3 protein-coding genes are annotated in these 3,029 nt (G+C 70.9%); 2 read left to right on the forward strand and 1 reads right to left on the reverse strand.

What is annotated here, in order from left to right; genetic code table 11:
• Positions 1-214 precede the first annotated feature (214 nt).
• A complete protein-coding gene (locus tag G5C51_RS41135; RefSeq protein WP_165245921.1) occupies positions 215-976 on the forward strand; it encodes a bestrophin-like domain in 762 nt (253 codons plus the stop codon).
• Between the two features lie 6 nt (positions 977-982).
• Here G5C51_RS41135 and G5C51_RS41140 read toward each other — a convergent pair whose 3' ends face one another.
• On the reverse strand, positions 983-1,621 hold the full coding sequence (locus G5C51_RS41140; protein ID WP_165245923.1) for a DUF6758 family protein: 639 nt from the start codon (positions 1,619-1,621) through the stop codon (positions 983-985).
• Positions 1,622-1,783: 162 nt separating this feature from the next.
• Here G5C51_RS41140 and G5C51_RS41145 point away from each other — a divergent pair, with 162 nt between their 5' ends.
• Positions 1,784-3,022 (forward strand): MFS transporter, encoded by a 1,239-nt coding sequence (locus tag G5C51_RS41145; RefSeq protein ID WP_165245925.1) that lies wholly within the window; start codon positions 1,784-1,786, stop codon positions 3,020-3,022.
• Positions 3,023-3,029: the final 7 nt, after the last annotated feature.

Here is a 3,029-nt window from a genome sequence, read left to right on the forward strand (position 1 = left end):
CCGCAGCCTCCTCCCACCACCGCTCCACCACCTCACTCCTCCTCACCATCCTCATCCCCGCCCTGCTAGCCGCCATCGTCCGCCGCCCCCGCGGCCATCGCGCACGCCCGTAGAGCCGAAGAAACACCCGGCCCTGGAGCCGCAGCCGCAGCCGCACCCACAGGCCGCCCGGCCACACGGCCACCCAGCCGCACGGCCGCAGATAGGAGCCCCGATGTCCGACACGCTCATGCTGACCTTCGTCCTGCTCGCGGCCGCGGCGGTCGTCGCGTTCATCGCGCTCGTCCGGACCCGGCGCCGGGACGCCGCCTTCGACCCGGACGCGACGCCGGACGTCATCGAGTACATGACGATGATGATCGGCGTGGTCTACGCCATCGTGCTCGGCCTCGCCATCGCCGGCGTGTGGGACGCGAACGACGGCGCCCAGGCGACGGTGAGCTCCGAGGCCTTCGCGCTGCACGAGATCAGCGAGCAGGCCGCGGCCCTGCCGCCGGACGTACGGGACAAGCTGCGCTCGCAGGTCGACGCCTATGTCCCGTACGCCGTGGGCGAGGAGTGGGACGGGATGGAGGACGGCAAGGGCCTCACCGACCGCGGTGACCGAATGCTGGGCGAAGTGCGGCAGACGATCCAGGACTACGAGCCCCGCACCGAGTCGCAGAACCGGGCCGCCTACGCCATCGCCGAGCAGGTCACGACCGCCGAGCAGGCCCGTACGACGCGGGCGCTCGACGCCGGGCCGACGCTGCCGCAGCTGGTGTGGTTCGGGCTGATCGCCGGGGCCCTGGTCTCGGTCGGGATGGTGTTCGCACTGCAGATCAGGCGGACGAAGCGGGAGTTGATCCTGGCCGGCCTCTTCACCGCGCTGCTCGCGTTCCTGCTGGGGCTCGTATGGGTGCTCAACACCCCGTACGGACCGGGCGGCATCTCGATGACAGACGCGTTCGACGAGCTCTTCCCGTCGCTCACCTGACCGGTCTCACCCCAGCAGTCGCGGCGACAACGCCCCACAAGGCAGCAGATCGATCTCCGCCCCCGCGTCCCTGAGATCCGTCAGCACCATCTCGTCATACATCAGCAGCCCCGACTGCTCCGGCCACACGATCGCCCACAGCCACAACCCGCGCGCCTCACCCGCGAACACCGCGCGGTCGGCCGGAGCGCCGCCGACATGCCACAGCGGCGTCGGCCGCCCGGCGGCGACCACCTTCGCGTGCGGTGGCTTGTCCGTGCACATCGAGGGCCCGGGGTCGGGTCCGTCGATGCCCGCGTAGCGCGCACCGAGGCCCACGCCCAGCTCCTCGGCCACCAGCAGCAGTTCGCCGGGCCCGCCGAGCGGGCCGGGACCCGAGCACGCCACCGCCGTGGCCCGGCCGCCGCTGCGGTCGTCGCCCGCGGACGCGACGCCGGTGAACAGCCAGCCGAGCGGCAGCGGCCACGGCATCCACACCGGCACCTGCGCGCGGTGCACAGCGACGCCGAGCGCTTCCACGCTCGGCGGCACGACCGGCTGCAGCGGCTGCACGGCTCCGTGCGTGCCGCACTGCCAGGAATCAGCGAAGAGACCGGGCGCCCGGACCCGTGCGCCGCACTTCGGGCAACTGGGTTCGCCCCTCATAAGTGCATACCGTCCTCCGCGGCCGGTCCGACGTCAAGGACGATCACCCGTCCGGCGGGGATAGATGTAGTTTGCATTAATTAGCTTGCCTAATTTATGCTGGGCACATCTGAAGGAACCGACAGGACAACCAGACACGATGCCGGAAGGGGACTTGCCCCCATGCACACCGTCGACCCCACCGCCGACCCACTGGACGAAGGCAGCGGAAGTCTGCTCAAGCAGCCGAAGGCCGTCTGGGCGACGGCGGGCGCGGCCGTGGTGGCGTTCATGGGCATCGGGCTCGTAGACCCGATCCTGCCCTCCATAGCCAAGGGCCTCGAGGCCACGCCCAGCCAGGTGTCGCTCCTCTTCACCTCGTACTTCCTGATCACCGCGGTGGCGATGCTGGTCACCGGCTTCGTCTCCAGCCGCATCGGCGGCAAGAAGACGCTGCTCGCCGGGCTCGCCCTCGTGATCGTCTTCGCCGGTCTGGCCGGGACCTCCGACACCGTCGGGCAGCTGGTCGGATTCCGGGCCGGCTGGGGTCTCGGCAACGCCCTCTTCGTGTCGACCTCCCTCGCCGTCATCGTCGGCGCGGCGGCCGGCGGCAGTGCGGCGGCGATCCTGCTCTACGAGTCGGCGCTGGGCGTCGGCATGGCCTGCGGGCCGCTGGTCGGCGCGGTGCTCGGGGACGCCAGTTGGCGGTATCCGTTCTTCGGCACGGCCGCGCTGATGGCGATCGGCTTCCTGGCGATCACGGTCTTCCTGAAGGACCAGCCGAAGCCGGCCCGCAAGACCTCCCTGCTGGAGCCGATCAAGGCCCTCGGCCACGGCGGCCTCGCCTCCACCGCCGCCTCCGCCTTCTTCTACAACTACGCCTTCTTCACGGTGCTGGCCTTCACCCCGTTCGTGCTGAACATGTCGCCGTACCGCTCCGGCGCCGTCTTCTTCGCCTGGGGCGTGCTGCTCGCCGTCTTCTCGGTGCTGGTGGCCCCGCGGCTGCAGGAACGCTTCGGCTCGCTGAAGGTGCTCGGCGCCTCGCTCGTCCTCCTGGCCGCCGACCTCTTCCTGATCGGTTACGGCAGCCACACCGCCGCGATCGCCGGGACCGTCATCTCCGGCGCCTTCATCGGACTGAACAACACCGTCTACACCGAACTCGCCCTCGGCGTCTCCGACGCCCCGCGGCCGGTGGCCTCGGCCGGCTACAACTTCGTCCGCTGGTTCGCCGCGGCGGCGGCGCCGTACCTGGCACCGAAGATCGAGGAGTGGAGCGACATCCACATGCCGTTCGTGGTCGCGGCACTCGCCGCCGTGGTCGGCGCAGTGATCGTCTGGGCCCGGCGCAGCTCCCTCACCCACGAGGTCGCGGAGCACGCGGCCCACCAGGACGCGCAGCCCGTCCCCGCCACCGCCTGACCAGCCC

Source organism: Streptomyces coryli (genome assembly GCF_011044975.1).
GTDB classification, from domain to species: Bacteria; Actinomycetota; Actinomycetes; order Streptomycetales; family Streptomycetaceae; genus Streptomyces; species Streptomyces coryli.